General features: G+C 36.4%; 17 protein-coding genes. 7 read left to right on the forward strand and 10 right to left on the reverse strand.

All coding sequences use genetic code 11. From position 1 onward, the window contains the following. The 7 genes from H0X48_01875 to H0X48_01905 form a co-directional block, all read right to left on the reverse strand. Positions 1-511 (reverse strand): hypothetical protein (locus H0X48_01875; GenBank protein ID MBA3954044.1); only part of this gene is annotated, 511 nt, incomplete at its 3' end. Between the two features lie 131 nt (positions 512-642). Further along, on the reverse strand, positions 643-1,338 hold the full coding sequence (locus H0X48_01880; GenBank protein MBA3954045.1) for a hypothetical protein: 696 nt from the start codon (positions 1,336-1,338) through the stop codon (positions 643-645). 126 nt (positions 1,339-1,464) lie between these two features. Beyond that, complete coding sequence (ftsY, locus tag H0X48_01885) at positions 1,465-2,355, reverse strand: signal recognition particle-docking protein FtsY (GenBank protein ID MBA3954046.1); 891 nt, start codon at positions 2,353-2,355, stop codon at positions 1,465-1,467. 95 nt (positions 2,356-2,450) lie between these two features. Beyond that, on the reverse strand, positions 2,451-3,695 hold the full coding sequence (locus H0X48_01890) for a glycosyltransferase (protein MBA3954047.1): 1,245 nt from the start codon (positions 3,693-3,695) through the stop codon (positions 2,451-2,453). A gap of 31 nt (positions 3,696-3,726) precedes the next feature. Then, complete coding sequence (locus H0X48_01895) at positions 3,727-4,968, reverse strand: glycosyltransferase (protein ID MBA3954048.1); 1,242 nt, start codon at positions 4,966-4,968, stop codon at positions 3,727-3,729. Between the two features lie 164 nt (positions 4,969-5,132). Beyond that, positions 5,133-5,738 carry a hypothetical protein gene (locus H0X48_01900; protein ID MBA3954049.1) on the reverse strand — a complete coding sequence of 202 codons (606 nt, stop codon included), beginning with the start codon at positions 5,736-5,738 and terminating at the stop codon, positions 5,133-5,135. Then, entirely contained in the window at positions 5,735-6,361 is a 627-nt protein-coding gene (locus H0X48_01905; protein ID MBA3954050.1) for a ribonuclease HII, read from the reverse strand. Before H0X48_01905 ends, H0X48_01900 begins: the two co-directional genes overlap by 4 nt. Before the next feature lie 114 nt (positions 6,362-6,475). Between H0X48_01905 and H0X48_01910 the strand changes: the two genes are divergently transcribed. From H0X48_01910 to H0X48_01920, 3 genes are all read left to right on the forward strand, one after another. Then, entirely contained in the window at positions 6,476-7,147 is a 672-nt protein-coding gene (locus H0X48_01910; protein ID MBA3954051.1) for a helix-turn-helix transcriptional regulator, read from the forward strand. Positions 7,148-7,257: 110 nt separating this feature from the next. Then, a complete protein-coding gene (gene rpsF / locus H0X48_01915; protein ID MBA3954052.1) occupies positions 7,258-7,734 on the forward strand; it encodes a 30S ribosomal protein S6 in 477 nt (158 codons plus the stop codon). An 8-nt stretch (positions 7,735-7,742) separates the two neighbouring features. After that, a complete protein-coding gene (locus tag H0X48_01920; protein ID MBA3954053.1) occupies positions 7,743-8,030 on the forward strand; it encodes a 30S ribosomal protein S18 in 288 nt (95 codons plus the stop codon). A gap of 53 nt (positions 8,031-8,083) precedes the next feature. Here H0X48_01920 and H0X48_01925 read toward each other — a convergent pair whose 3' ends face one another. Both H0X48_01925 and H0X48_01930 read right to left on the reverse strand, forming a co-directional pair. Continuing rightward, positions 8,084-8,797 (reverse strand): hypothetical protein, encoded by a 714-nt coding sequence (locus tag H0X48_01925; protein ID MBA3954054.1) that lies wholly within the window; start codon positions 8,795-8,797, stop codon positions 8,084-8,086. Positions 8,798-8,909: 112 nt separating this feature from the next. Next, positions 8,910-9,557 (reverse strand): hypothetical protein, encoded by a 648-nt coding sequence (locus H0X48_01930; GenBank protein MBA3954055.1) that lies wholly within the window; start codon positions 9,555-9,557, stop codon positions 8,910-8,912. A 391-nt stretch (positions 9,558-9,948) separates the two neighbouring features. Between H0X48_01930 and typA the strand changes: the two genes are divergently transcribed. The 3 genes from typA to H0X48_01945 all read left to right on the forward strand — a co-directional run bounded on the left by typA (position 9,949) and on the right by H0X48_01945 (position 14,078). Then, positions 9,949-11,751, forward strand: coding sequence for a translational GTPase TypA (gene typA, locus H0X48_01935; GenBank protein ID MBA3954056.1), 1,803 nt, complete (start codon positions 9,949-9,951; stop codon positions 11,749-11,751). 69 nt (positions 11,752-11,820) lie between these two features. Continuing rightward, positions 11,821-12,570, forward strand: coding sequence for a tRNA pseudouridine(38-40) synthase TruA (gene truA / locus H0X48_01940; GenBank protein ID MBA3954057.1), 750 nt, complete (start codon positions 11,821-11,823; stop codon positions 12,568-12,570). Positions 12,571-12,635: 65 nt separating this feature from the next. Further along, positions 12,636-14,078: an NAD(P)/FAD-dependent oxidoreductase gene (locus H0X48_01945; protein ID MBA3954058.1), complete on the forward strand. Its 1,443-nt coding sequence runs from the start codon at positions 12,636-12,638 to the stop codon at positions 14,076-14,078. 47 nt (positions 14,079-14,125) lie between these two features. Here the strand turns inward: H0X48_01945 and H0X48_01950 are convergent, their stop codons facing one another. Next, a complete protein-coding gene (locus H0X48_01950) occupies positions 14,126-14,800 on the reverse strand; it encodes a hypothetical protein (protein MBA3954059.1) in 675 nt (224 codons plus the stop codon). Between the two features lie 210 nt (positions 14,801-15,010). On the opposite strand from H0X48_01950, the gene H0X48_01955 reads away from it, so the two are divergent. Next, positions 15,011-15,580, forward strand: coding sequence for a GNAT family N-acetyltransferase (locus H0X48_01955; GenBank protein ID MBA3954060.1), 570 nt, complete (start codon positions 15,011-15,013; stop codon positions 15,578-15,580). The last annotated feature ends 196 nt before the right edge of the window (positions 15,581-15,776 follow it).

Below are 15,776 nucleotides of genomic sequence, written 5' to 3' on the forward strand. Positions count from 1 at the left end.
GGAGTTTCGCTAATTTAGGTAAATTAAAAATACTTTCTAGTTGTTGAGAGGTGATTTCTTTCCCAAATTCTTTTAAATTTACTAGTGTATTAACTTTATTTAAATTTAAACAATCGACATATTCAGGGTTAAACTCACGCTTTACAGCTAATTGTTTTAAATATGCTGGTAATTGCTTGTTATCAAGAATAAGTAATAAGTTTTTAATTACCGGCACTAAACTTACTTCTTCATCATCTTCAGCTGCTGCCCATAATCCAAGAGCAGTAGTTGCTGTAGCTAATGGCACTTTAAGAAGTCTTTTTAAGGTTGGCCCATTATTAGCTAGTGCTGGTTGTGGCTGTTGTGCAGGATTTGCAGCTGCAGGTGCTTGTTGCTGTTGCGCCGCCTGTTGAGCATCTCTCAAACGAGCTGCTTCAATTCCCTCGTCCATACTCATTGTATACTTGTAAGGTGCTAATGCTAATGAAAGCAAAAGCGCTAATGAAAAAGTTGACTTAGTAGATATCATAAAATCTCCTTAAACTATATATAAAAATATATTAGTCGTGAATAAAAAATTAAATTATATAATTATTTCTATTATTAAGTATAATTGAAAAACTGTTTTTGTCAAAGCCTACATGTCTAAGCTTTTTTTAATTAGTTCTCAAGGTCTATAAGTTCGGTAAGAAGCTCAGTTTGTCGTTTGTTTAACGATTCTGTAAATTCACGTTCGTTAAGCAGCATGCGTGGTGTACGAGCAGCATGTACAAGAGCAAGCTCGGGAAGGAGGCGTATTTGCTTTTGATCTAAACTTTGCCACCATGTATCAAATAGTTCTGCTTGAAGCTCTTCGATAGTGGGCATTTTTGGTTTTTGCTGCAGAGCTTTTACTAACTGCTCGGCCAAACTATAGCCATGCTCTTGCAGTGAGCGGTGTGGCTCAAATAAGAAATAGAGCTTTGAGTAACTGTACTCTAAGGCTCCTGTTGTAGCTAATGTAGTAACACAGCCTAAAAAGTTATGAGTATAAAGATAGTAAAGCGTATTTAAGGCGCCAAGAGACACTGTTGCTATGCTTGCTCCAACGAGAACCGCTTTAATTTGTTCTATTGTTGCAGCGGGCAATGTAGAGAGCTTTTGCTCAAGAGTTAGGGGTTTTGGTACAACTAGTTTAGGTGAAGCTTTTTTTTGTGTTTCTTCGCAAAAAATTGGTATTTGTTGCTCTTGAGTGCCGTAGATATCTTTCAATAAACTATTGAAAGCCTCTGGGTCAATAGTTTGCATGCTAAAGCTGCAAGGCATTTGCAGCATACTGCTTAATAAAAAGAGTGAAAAAAGTGCTCTAATGTGCATGTTTATTTTCTCCAATAATAGATTTTAAACTTCTATTTTATTATCTATTTCTATTGTTGAATATAAAGACAAAAGAGCCCTTTGTCAAAAGGCTCTACTTAAGGGATTTAGAGCGTATTGTGGCGCTTATTCACTGAGTAAATCAGTAACGTATTGTTCTGGGTTGAACAGTGAAAGCTGCTCAGGTTGTTCACCATAAGAGATAAAAGCTACCGGTATTTGGAGCTCTTGGATTATAGAAAAAACTATGCCGCCTTTACCTGTGCCGTCCATTTTGGTAAGTATAAGACCATCAACATGGGTGCTTTCGTTGAATATTTTAGCTTGTTCAAAAGAGTTTTGGCCAAGCATAGCATCTATAGTAAGTAGAGTAGCTATTTTTTTGCCTGGTAGTTGCTTTTCTATGCTTCGTTTAATTTTCTCAAGCTCTTTCATTAAGTTAACTTTAGTTTGAAGCCGCCCAGCAGTATCAATAATTAAAGCTGAGTAATCACCGGTTTTAAACTGTTCACATCCAGCAAATACCACAGAAGCAGGGTCTTGATGCTCTTTGCCAATTACCACAGGAATACCGATCTTTTGGCCCCACGAGTTGAGCTGTTCCGTTGCAGCAGCTCTAAAAGTATCACCGGCAATAAAAAGAACTTTTTTATGTTGACCTTTAAGCCAAAAACCTAATTTTCCAGCAAAGGTTGTTTTTCCGCTTCCATTTATACCTACTAACAAATAAATATCAGCTGTATAGTCGTAAGGACGTACTTTTAACAGTGCTACCAGTTGTTCACCAAGTGCTTTATGCAGATCGCTGCCTTGAGCTATAGAACCGTTGGCTACTTGTGCTTTTAAGTTAGTAATAATAGTACGCGTAGTTGAAATACCGGTGTCTGAGCTAATTAAAATTTTTTCTAATTCGTGCAGTGTTTCTTGATCTACCACAGAGCGGGTAAATAAGGTGCGTACTTTGCTGGTAAATTGTGTATAAATAGAACTTAATGTTTTACGGATAAAACCAAACATATGAGACCTTTGCTCTAAAAAATAATAATAACGTATATATCTAATCTAAACTGTTTAGAGCGAGCATTCAATAGCAAAGTGCTTAATTGCAGAAGTTAACGTGTTATACCAGCTTGTACCTTGCGATATTTGTCGTAAAGCGCAGGTGAATTAGTCATAAGATACTGTGGTGTAACTTTATTGTATTTACCAAAAATAATTTTTTTTGGTTTTAGTAAACTAAGGTAATAGGGCCTTAAGCTGTCAATGCTATAGTTTTTTACCCACTCTCTGCCTTTAAGTGCTTTAAATTTATACGCAGTATACTGTGTGTATACCTTACGCATTGCTTGAGAGCTTGCTGCTAGGTCGGTATCGTACATCGATGATACATGATCATTGTAGTCACTATACACAACCGTACATAGCTTTTTTGAGGTTACTGGGTATACCAACCCAGTAGCACATAAGGTTGTATGAGCCGTATTGTTAGAAAGTATGCAGGGTATCCCTAAAGCAAGTGCTTCACGTGGAGTAACCGAAAATCCTTCCCCGCGTGAAAGTAGTATATAACAATCAAGGGATGCCATAAATTCTATATACTTCTCTTGGCTCAAACTTGCGACTATAACTTCTACGTTAGTAAGATTATATTTTTTAATAATCGTGTTAAACGCATCTTTATTACCACGACGACCATGTATACGTAGTTTTACTTGAGGGTTATTGCCAAATGCTTTACCAAAAGCTTCAACAACAAGTTCTATATTTTTTCTGTAATCAAAAGCAGCTGATAACCCAAAAACAAAAGGGTTGTTGGGTGTAGTGCGTAGTGGTTGCTCTAAAAAACTATCTAAGTATACTGGATGCGGCAAAGTAAAAATTGGCTTAGTAACTCCGGAGTTTTTATATATATGCAAGCAAGAAGCGTCAGGTACTACTACACCGTCAAAATGAGTATTTAACAGAGCTACCCACTCTTTAGGGATTGTTGTAGCCTCAAACATCGAATAAGCAAGCTTTATAAAACTGTTTGGTAAAGTATCAAGAATAGAGTTATGCTTTGACCATAAGGCTGAAAAGGTTAAGCATATGGGTGCAGGCGTTTTGTTTTGATGAGTAATCAGAGCTTGTACATCAAGAGGTATATCTTGCAAATTAATACTGCTATTAGTAGGTATAAAATTAACTGCAAGATCTTTTTTTAACATGTCTAAAGCAAGTATCGATAATCTATATAGTCCATCGGCAAATAAGGCATCTCCTACAATAGTCGCATCATAAGCACCTACCGCAGTAAAACAGGCTAAGGCTAAAAAAAACTTAACTCTACTTAAAAAAACTAAGAGATTTCTGCACATATTTAGCCTTAGCCTGTTGGTAAAACCAGTGTTATTTTTGTAGTTCTATAAGCTGATTATATTTTTTATATAATTCAGGTGAGTTGGTCATCAGATGCTCTTTAGTTATATGGTTATGTTGCCCTAATACTACTTTAGTTGGTTTAATTAAGCTCAAATAATAAGGCTTTAAATTCTCAATAAGATAATGCTTTACCCATTGGCGGCCTTTAAGAGCTTTGTACTTATAGCTTGGGTAATACTCGTATACTTCTTTTAATGCTTTACAAGAATCATCAAAGTCTGCGTTCCACATAGTCGCTGGATAGTTATTAAAATCAGGATACAGTACTGTTACGGTGCTTTCTGTATTAACCGCTCTGACAAAACCTGTCTTGCAAATAGTTGTATGAGCAGAGTTGTTAGATAGTATACAGGGTATACCAGCTGCTAACGCTTCACGTGGGCTAACTGAAAATCCTTCACCACGAGAAAGGAGCACGTAACAATCAAGAGATGTTATAAAATCAACATATTGTTTGTGTGTATAGGTTTCATTGATAATTTCAACGTTGGTTAAGTTAAGCTGCTTTACGCGCTCGTGTAGATTTTTACATGAGCCTCCAGCACGGCCGTGTAAAATGAGCTGAACCTTTGGGTTATTGCCAAACTCTTGAGCAAAAGCTTCTAGTATAAGCGCAAGGTTTTTTCGGTAATTAAAACCAGCAGAAACGCCAAATCTAAAAATATCGCCTGGTGTTTTACGCACTTCTTTTTTTAAAAAGTCTTCTAAATACGCACCATGAGGTAACGTAAACACAGGTGTTTTAATGCCACTTTTAATAAACAGGTCTTTACAAAAGGTATCAGTAACTACAACAACATCAAAGTCATTGTTAAGTATAGGAATCCATTGAGGTGGTATAGGATCTGCTTCAAACATTATGTAAGCAATACGAATGTGACTTTCTTTGGGCACGTGATGATACGCTGCCCCTTTATTATTAGCTGGCAACGTAAGCAATAAGCTTACTGCACCTGGAGCTTTATCGGGGTTGTTTACAACCTCTTGAACACGTTGTGGTACATCTTGAAATGTTACAGCGTTACTGCTAGGTATAAAATTTAATTTTACATCGTCTTTGAGCATATCAATAAGCAATATAGGAAGCCGTGCAATGCTTTCAGCAAACCATATCTCTCCTACAACACTAAGATCATAGGGATATTGTTGCAAAGCAAAGGTATTAGATAGAGTGGTAAGTAAACTTATATAACAGACTAAACGGTTCATGAGTAAAGCTCCTGAGCTTATGTTGAAGTGGTGATCACTTATTTTTATGCCTGATCAAGCTTAAAAAAGAGCTTAAAAAAATGCAAGTTATTATCCTATCCAGAGCTATAAAAAGAGGTCACGACTTCTCTCAGGGCAACCACTTAAAGCAATAGCAACTCTATTTAATCTGTCAGTTTTATTATCGTATGCGCGCGTTGTAAAAATAATTTAAGGCGTCGATAGTCATTTGCAGTCAGCAGAGAAAACGTTTCTATAAACTTAGATAAATTCTCTTGTGTTAATGCGTTGTTATCTGAAAGATTTTTAAGTAATGCAAGAAGCAGCTCATCAAGAGAAAAAAGGTGATGAGAAAACTCAAAAAGTATATGTAAATAGTGTTCATGCGAAAAAAATTGTACTATCTGTTGATGATTTGCATGGCATACAAAGGCATGAATTTTAGGTGGCTCAGGAGCAAGTTGATAGAGCAATTTGTCTTTTTCTAGGTATCCTATGGTTAAACAGGAAAAAGTGGTATGCAAAAATTCAAAAATCTGCGGCTGATCTCTTTTAAGTTCAGCTTCTGTCTTTTTGTAAGCATAGGCTGTTCTTGAAGGGTCCAGTGATCCTGTTTGTATAAAATACACAAGGCCAAAGAGCACGCGTGTTTCTGTCTCTAGGGTCACAAGAGAGCCAAAAGAAGGAAAATTGTCCCACTGCCATGTTTGTGCTCGCCAAATAGTAAGTGAACTTTCTATAACTTCAGCAAAAGGTTGTTGTGCGTTCATGAGAGGAAACTTTTTCGGTGAATGGTGCTTGGGCCTTTTAATTCAAGTGCTTGCTTGTGAAGCTTGGTTGCGTATCCTTTATGCTGGCTTAAACTATACCCTGGTAGATTTATATCTAAACGGCACATAAGTGCATCTCGAGTCACTTTGGCAATAATAGAAGCCGCTGCAATAGAAGAAGAGAGCGTTTCGCCATAATTAAAGTAGACTACGGGAATTTCTGTATGTTCAAGTAGCAAAGGCATAGCATCGACCAATATATACTCTGGTTGCATGGGTAGTAACGCCAGTAATTGTGTTGTAGATCGTTTCATAGCTTGTAAAGTTGCCCTATAAATATTAATATCATCAATAATTCTATTATGTATAAAGCTTACTGCGTAAAACGAATTATCTAAAAGCCATGCATAAGCTACGGATCTCTCTTTAGGTGACAGCAACTTTGAATCTTGTAATAGTTCATGGTGAGTATGCGGTTTGAGCATGACAGTGGCTGTAACGACAGGCCCTGCAAGGCAACCACGACCTACTTCATCAACTCCTAGGACATTAGTTTGGTTTTTCCAAGCAGCATGTTCATAGAGTAAAGGAGTAAAGTCAGGTGTGCGTTTAAAAGTTGGCATATATTATGTTTTCCATTTGACAAGAATCTTAAATTGAGTACAATTAGAAATAACGCAGTGATATATAACCAGACTATCATACATTCTTACAAATGGTAAGGGAAGGAGATTCTTATGTCATCAACAGCACTTAGAGTAAAAGAGCTGCTTAGAGAAAAAGGTTGGACAACCAAAATATTAGCAGAAAAAACTGGTATGTCAGAAAGTTATTTGACACATATCAAAAATGGCACACGTCGTTGGAATGAAGATTCCCTGAAAAAACTTGCTAATGCATTTGAAGTTAGTCCGATTGATTTATTTGCACAACGTCGTAAACGTACTGATGATATTGATAGCAACGTAAGTATGCCAGAAAAATCAGAAGTTCAATTAAAAGTACAAATTGTACCTGTTGTAGGGGATATACCTTCTAATCCGTCACCGTATAACAACCAGCTTATGCAGTTGACCACTGGATTTAAAGATATTTTTGTACCTGTGTTAAATTCTACCGATGGAGCAATGTTTGCTTTATCACTTTCAAGCAACCAGTTAGCACCAGCTTTTGATAAAGGCGATGTACTAATTGTTTCACCTGAAGTCTGGACTCGCTCTGGCGATATAGCAGCAGTTGAATTTGGCAATGAAACACCGGTCAAAGCAGTAATGCAAGTAACCTATACAGATGATTTTATTGTACTTGAGTCCGTAAACCATAAGAGCTCACCTATAGCCCTTGTGCGCGGAAAAGATCATTTTAGAATTATTGGCAGAATAATCGCGCGTCATCAACGTTTTGAGTAAGCGCTTTATTTTTAGCCAATACTAAATAAAACCGCACGTACGTTGGCGTAGACGTTCGTGTAGTTTTATAGTGTCATTTTATTACACTTCCACTTAGTAGAGGATTTACTATGTTACGTTACGAAACGCTTCTTTTAGCAGTGCCAGAAATTACTGCTGACGAAGCAAACACACTAGAAACCCAGCTTGATAAGACTATTCAAGATCATAAGGGTACCATGCTTTCTTTTGAGCGTTGGGGAAAATATTCTCTTGCTTATCCAGTAAGAAAATATGATTATGGTGTTTATTTTCTTACTCGCTTTGAAGTAGGTTTAGAGACTAAAGATGCACTTTTAGAAGCTCTACGTACTTTATTTGCAGTTAAGTACAATGAACTTATTATGCGTCATGTTATTGTTCGTCTTGATTCTAGCGCTTCACTTGAGTATAGCCGTCCAGAATCATTAGAAGAAGTACCAACACGCGATGTTGAAACCTTCTTAAAAGAAAATAAAATGACTGGATTTTTAGGTAAATCAAGTTCTGCTGCTTCAGCTGACCTTGGTGACAGTGATGCAGATGATTTTAAAGACTTAGAACAATAGGAGCTACCATGGCACGTAAAGTTAAATTAAAAATTAGCGGTAGATTACTCCGCAAAAAAACACGTCGTAGCGGTTATGGTGCAGCTAAACAATGTCGCTTTTGCTCAAATGCTCAAGTTGCCACTGTTTTAGATTATAAAAACGTACCTTTGCTTAAAAACTTCTTAACAGAACGCGGCAAGATTTTACCATCACGTATCTCTGGTACCTGTGCTAAACATCAACGCCTTGTAACTACAGAAATTAAGCAAGCTCGTATAATGGCTTTACTGCCGTTTACAGCAGCTACATTCTAATAAAATTAAAAAGGCCCGTAGAAATACGGGTCTTTTTTTTGTCTATTTTTTCTTTAGCTAAGCTTTTGTATCTGTCTAGTCTGGTGGTTGTCAGGAGAATGTCTTTTGTAGGTGCTTACCTGAATGTTAGACATTGTAGCTCGAGCAGAAGAAGAATCTTCAAAATATGCTTGAGCATACTGAGAAAACATTAAGTTATTGGTAGTTCTTGCTTTTACTCTAAGAGTAATAGTAGTAGGTTGATCGGGTTCTAAAGAACATATGTTTCGAAAAATGAGGCGTCTTTGATTATCAGTAACTTGTATAGCTTCTAGTTTAAAAGCATCTGAATGAGCTTCTAGTAGTTGCAGATATTCAGGTAGAAAGTCAGTTATAGTTATGCTTTTATTGGTATATGCTCTGTTTGGAGTAAACGTAATTATATAAGCAGCTGGACCGTTATCTACTTCTTGAGGCCCTTGAATAACCAAGCTGTCAGGTTGTAAAGATTTTGTTTGGGGCTTGATTAGAGTCACTGTAGCAACAGACATGTAGAGTGCTTGTGCTAAATTAACACTTGTTATAGTGTTTTTCTCTTCTTGTGTAAAAAACTTTTCTATAAATTCTGTATCATTATCGTCATTTAAAAGATAGCTATCGATAACCTCAGAGATATCTTCGCATCTCAGAGCGCTATTTTGAGTAGAAATAAATGCTGTTGTAAGAGAAGTATAAGTAAAGCCAACAATCAAAAGTAACCCGTAGTTGCATAGAGATACATAGCTCATAGTAAGCTCCAGATATAAAAATGTAAAAACTAACCTATGCAAAAAGCCTCGTAACTAGTACGAGGCTTTTTTGATTTTAGGATCGATTAGAAATCGAAAGAAATGTGCTTGCTTAAGCTACAGACATTAAAGTAGCAGTTGAGCAACCAGTGCTTGAGCCACCGCATGATACTGATGGATTACCAACTACTGTTAATAGTCTAATGCTTCCAGCAGTAACAGTCATAAAGTCTGATCCTGGATTAGCACCGATACCAATGTTGGTAAATAAGTTAAAGTTTCTTTGTGGTGCTCTTAGTCTAACTGTAATAGTAAAGGTTTGACCAGACATAAGTGGTGCTTGGTTTACTAAAGCAATAAACTTTCTATTATTAGCTTGTTCAGTTATTGATGACTGAGTGAAGTTAAAGCTACCAGCTGTGCTTTGAGCAGAGATGAACTCAACTTCATTAAAAGTACCTACGTATACTACAACGCTTCCTGCTGGAAGTATAACTGGAGCACGTGTGCCAGTTCTGGTACAGTTTGCTGTGCCTTCTATGGTGATAGTAAATTCGCTACCTGGAGCTACTTGTGTTGGAGCTGTTGCTTCTGAAGAAACGGTAACCATTGAGCACGCAGTACCTGACCCTTGACCACGAGTAAAGTCTGAGCTTACATATTCTTGAAAAGTAAAGGTATCTTCGTTAGCTCTGGTTATTGTAGCAAAAGCAACACTTAAAAGTAGGGCTAAGCTGTATACAAATGAAATTTTGTTCATAAGAACTCCTTGATTGAGATGTAAGTTAGTAGAAACTTTAACACCCCTAATATGTGCAGATTTTATACGAATGTCAAGAGCAAAAAATTGTAAAATAATTATAAACTTTTTTAGAAAAATAAAAGTATTTTTAAAATCAAGTTACTAGTAATTAAAATTTCTTTTATATATTTTTTAGCTAAGAGCAGATAACCATAAGATACTATGCTAAGCTATCTTAATTCAAGAGTAATATGTATAAAGCATACCCGGCTTGGCTAAAAAAAAGTTATACAAGCTTTGTTAAAGCAAATCAATAGACATTTTTTTAAAATAGTTTATACTGAATAATATTCAGATTTAAAATTTATTTCTCGTTAAGAATTTATTTCTCGTAAGGTAGTTAGAATTAATGAGCGTACAAAACAAAAGAAATAACGTGCGTAATATTGCTATTATTGCCCACGTTGACCATGGAAAAACTACACTTGTAGATAAAATGCTTCGTTACGCCGGTACAATGGACGTAACTCAAGGGGCACGCGTAATGGATTCCAACGATATTGAACGTGAGCGTGGAATTACCATTTTAGCTAAAAATACTGGTGTAAATTACGGTGACTTTGATATCAATATCGTTGATACTCCTGGGCATAGTGACTTTGGTGGCGAAGTAGAGCGAACACTTCAAATGGTTGAAGGGTTTTTACTCCTTGTTGATGCTGCTGAAGGGGTACTGCCAGGAACGCGATTTGTGTTATCTAAAGCATTACAACTTAATTTAAAGCCTATCGTTTTAATCAATAAGATTGATAGAAAAGATGCTGATATTGCTCGAACAGAAAGTTTAATTCACGATCTGTTTTTAGATTTAGCTCTTGATGAAAGCCAGCTTGATTTCCCTCTTCTTTATGGGTCATCTAAGCTTGGTTTTGTAACGACAAGTCCAGATATTGAATCTGATACTATGAAGCCGTTATTTGATACTATTTTAGAGTTTATTCCTGCACCTACAGAAAAAGCTGATCATTTACAGTTTTTAGTAACTAGTTTAGATCACTCTGACTTTTTGGGGCCTATAGCCATTGGTCGCATGTTTAGTGGTGAGATTAGCGTAGGGCAACAATTTATTTGCTGTAAAGATACTACCATAAGTAAACCTATGAAGGTAACCAAGATCTATAAATTTAGGGGTCTTGAGCGTATTGAATCTCAATCAGCTCAATTTGGTGATATTATAGCTCTTACTGGTTTTACTGAACCGGTAACTATTGGTACTACACTGTGTGAAATTGGTCATCCATTACCTTATTCGTATGTTAAAATTGATGAACCTACACTTTCTGTGTATGTATCGGTGAACGATTCTCCTTTTAGTGGTCAAGATGGTAAGTTGCTTACTTCACGCCAAATTAAAGATAGACTCGAAAAAGAACTTAAAACAAACGTAGCTTTACGTGTAGAGCCTACAAGTTCAGCTGAAAGCTTTAAAGTATCTGGTCGTGGTCAATTACATTTAGGTATTTTACTTGAAAACATGCGTCGTGAAGGCTTTGAGTTACAAGTATCAGCACCTGAGGTAATTTATAAAACAATCGATGGCGTTAAATGTGAGCCTATTGAGTACTTGGTTGTAGATCTTCCTGAAGAGCAACAAGGTATTGTTATGGAACATCTTGGCAAAAAGAAAGCTGAGATGAAGCAAATGACCCATTATGATAACGGTCGCGTTCGTATAGAATTTGAAGTGCCATCACGTGGTCTTTTAGGTTTTAGAGGACAATTTTTAACCGATACACGTGGTATGGGTATAGCAACGTTTAGTTTTTCCGGTTATCAACCTTATAAAGGTGACATTCCTTTAAGAACTAAAGGCGCGCTTATATCGATGGAAAACGGTGTAGTTACTGGCTTTGCTCTTGATAACTTACAAAACCGTGGCACTTTATTTATTAAGCCTGGTGAAAAAGTATACGAAGGTATGATCATTGGTGAAAATAGCCGTGATGATGATATGGACGTTAACCCCTGTAAGCAAAAAAAACTTACCAATATGCGTGCTTCAGGTACCGATGAATCTATACGTTTAGAGCCGCCACGCAAAATGGAGCTTGAAACATGTATGGAATGGATCCAGCCTGATGAACTTATAGAAGTTACACCCGGTCACATTAGATTACGTAAAAAAGCTTTACGCGCTAACCTAAGAAAATAAGCGCTTAACTAATCAATGGGTAAAAGTTGTAAAGGGGCACTGCCCCTTTACGATCCCAAGTCTCAACCAATGCAAAAAGAAAAAACCTATAAAATAATTGTTGCCTATGACGGCACCAATTACTGTGGCTGGCAACGGCAACCCCAAGTCAGCACTGTAGTTGGAGTATTAGAGCAACGCTTTCAAGCTGTTTTTAAAACAGAGATTGCGCTCCTAGGTGCTTCACGTACTGATGCTGGTGTGCATGCTCTTGGGCAAGTTGCCCGGTTTAGAACAACTTTATCAATAGGCATAGAGCAGCTTAAAAATGCTTGGAATAACGTGTTGCCTGCAGATATCATTATACGAGAACTTACACAAGTAGAAGATACTTTTAATCCTCAGCATAATGTTGCTCAAAAAACCTATTATTACCACTTTTTTCAGCGTCGGCCTCTGCCGTTCGTTTATCGTTATGGTGCTTATTATAAGCCAACTATTGATCTTGAAAAATTAACAGAATGCCTGAATGTGTTTGTTGGTACTCATGATTTTAGATCATTCTGCACCGGACAAGACAAAGAAAACACTATAAGAACCATACACTCAATAACCGTAAACTCATTTAAAAAATACGGTTTTTATAGAATTACCATTAAAGGTCCTGGCTTTTTGCGTTACATGATTAGACGTATTGTAGGGGCTTGTCTAGATAGCGCCTGTACGCCAGAGCTCACTAAAGAACATCTTATAACTGCTCTCGCAGAAAAAAATCCTAGCCAAAAATTTGATACAGCTCCTGCCCGCGGGCTTATTCTACGCAAAATTGTTTATAAATAATCTAAGTCTAGATTTTAAGGGACTAAGTATTTTATACTAATAGTAAATAAATACTTGGAGAAACTATGAAATCACATAAGTACGATTTAGTAATAATTGGTGGCGGCTCTGCTGGCCTCGTGGCTGCTAAATTTGCAGCCGGCATAGGTAAAAAAGTAGCGCTTATTGAAAAAGAAAATCTGGGAGGTACGTGTACCTGGACAGGGTGTATACCCAGTAAAACACTTATTCGTATTGCCCAAATAGCTCATAGTGTTAAGCATCTTGAGCACTATGGTCTTGGGTGTGCTCATACCATGCATCTTGATACCTCTTCTATTATGACCCATGTACAAAAAACTATAAAGCAAGTATATGCTACTCATACGCCACAAGAGCTTGAAAAAGCAGGCATTACTGTTTTTAAGGGTGCTGCCTTTTTTATAAATGCTCATGAGATTCTGGTAGGAACAACCAAGCTGTATGCAAAAAAAGTTATTATAGCTACAGGAACTGAGCCCTTTATTCCTTCTATTGAAGGTCTTGATCAAGTGCCTTATTTGACTAATAGCAGTCTTTTTAATCTAAAAGAGTTGCCTCCATCGCTCATAATTTTAGGTGCTGGTCCTATAGGTATTGAAATGGCAAGCGCTCTCAATCGATTAGGCGTTAAAATCACTGTTATTGAAATGGCGCCGCGCATATTATCTAAAGAAGATCCTGAGCTTACAGAACTGCTTACTAAAAAGCTTGAAGCTGAAGGAGTAATAGTCCTTACTGCTCATACAGCGTTAAAAGTTACTAAAGATGCTGCGGGCATTACGGTTATTTGTAAAAATCAGGCACCTGGTTTTAGCAACGTTGTAGCAGATTCTTTACTTATAGCAGTAGGGCGTAAGCCGGTGCTTTCTGGTTTTGGTCTTGAAAATACGGGTGTAAAAACGACGCCTAAAAATATACCTGTTTCAGCTACTATGCAAACTAATATACGTCATATATATGCTTGTGGTGATATTGTAGGTCCTTATCAATTTAGTCATATGGCTGAATATCAAGCAGTTATAGCTGCACGTAATGCGTTGCTTCCTTTTTTTAAAAAGAAAGCAGATTATAATCAGCGTATATGGGTTACGTTTACCGAGCCCGAGTTAGCATCAGCTGGTTTAAGTGAACAAGAGGCACGTGCTCAATATGGAGACTCAATTAAGATTTATAGATACGATTATAAAGATATAGATCGTGCAAAAACTGATGTTCATCTGGTGGGTATGGCTAAATTTATCTGCGATAAAAAGGGGTATATTTTGGGTGTACATATACTGGGTACTCGTGCAGGTGAATTAATTCATGAGGTACAATTAGGTAAATTGTATTCAATTAAGTTTACGCGTTTTTACTCTATTATTCATGCTTATCCTACCTATTCAGAAGTTATTTGGAAAGCTGCAAAAAAAGCTTACATAGACGACTTGCAATCAAACAAATTTTTACGATTTATGCGATGGCTTTTTGGTTATCAAAAAAAATAAAAAAGAGCAGGCTAACTAAACCTGCTCTTTTTAAATAAATATATTACTTAATCTCGATCTTCATCTTCATCTTCGTCTTGATCTTGGTAAAACTCTGCTTTCATAAATTTTACATTTTCAAAATCATCTGGTCTAACGCGTTGGCGAGAGATTTTATTCATACCATACTCTTGTTTGATATTTTTATCAGTATCCATGTTCATAGCTGATTTTTGAGAGGCTGTGTTTAAGTACTCTAAAGCACGCATAATCTTATGTGCTTTTTTAGCTTTCTTTTTAGCTACTTTTACTAATACTGGCGTATCAGTTTGTTTTGCTACAACCATTAATTGTTCGCTTTCAAGCATCATCTTTTCAGCTGCTAGTTTTTTCCATTCAGGTAGACGCTTTAATGATTTTGTGATTGGTTGGGTTGGTAGTGGTAATGTTTTAAGCTGTTGAGCCAGCTCTTGTTTTGTTTGAGCTATTTTTTGGTACCGAGCTCTCACTGCAGGATCTTTTATCTGTTGAGCGAGATCTAATGATTCTTGGGAGCCAAGTATAAGTTTCTTTGCAGCCAAATCATGCCATTTTTTCATCAATGGTGCTGGTTCTGTTATAGTTGCAGTTCGGAGCTTCTCTATGGTATCACTCATGTCATCAGATGAGATTTCCCATTTGTGTCCTGCTGAAAGCGCAGCGCTCAACGTTGTTATTGTTAAAAATAAGAGTGTCTTTTTCATAAAGACTCCTTTTAGGTTTTATTGGTTTTAAGAATGTTGATATAATTACTTAGTATTTCATATTTTAATTATAATAGTCAACAATAAATTAGGGTAATTTAAATTATTTTGGCATACTGTCTAGATTAAAACAAAAATTTCTTGCCAAACAGTTAAAAATAAGGTAAAATTATAATACAATTATATTTTATATAAAAAGAAAGTATTTAGATGAATATAACAAAAAAGATTATTATTGCCCTATCGCTGATACTAGCAGTTGGTGCTGGTATTCAAGCCTATAGCTATTACAATGGGTCTATCTATACCTATACACCGCAAAAAGACCGTGCATTTATTTTAGATTTATTTAAAAATAACTGGTATTGGTTGGTAAGTGAACGATCAACTGATTTTAGTGTAGAATATATGCTTGACAATAAAGCTTCATCAAAATTAGCCCGTAAAGGTGATTTAACGTTGAAGGTGTATCGTCGTGAAGGGGCTCCCGTAGGATTTGTAAGTTATTTTACTAAAGAGTTGTATGAAGGATTTGTTCTGTTTTTAGCAGTAAACGAAAAAGAGCGTTCCAAAGGATATGCTCGAAAGCTGCTTGCCTATGCTCTTGATGATCTTAAAAAACGTGGCTGCTTAGTTATTAGACTAATAACACGTACCAATAATGTCCGTGGGCAAAAATTATATACCGGTATGGGCTTTAAAAAAATATGGGAACATGAAGGTTTTGTTAAATTTGAAAAAGATTTAACCGTAGGTAATGCAGCGGTTGTTAATGCATGATCTCGGTATAGTTAACTGATGCTCTTAAGGCTACAGCAATTTAGAAGTTTAAAAAGCTTGAACTTAGGTAGATAGGGCAACTAAGTAAAATTTAAAGAGCTGGTAAAAATATATTTTTACCAGCTCTTTTTTATTTTTAATTTTTTTGCCATACAATAGTGGTCTTTGAATCTTGTCATGCTTAAAGACTGAGCAA

The sequence above is a fragment of the Candidatus Dependentiae bacterium genome, from assembly GCA_013821315.1.
Classification (GTDB): Bacteria; Babelota; Babeliae; order Babelales; family Babelaceae; genus JACDHA01.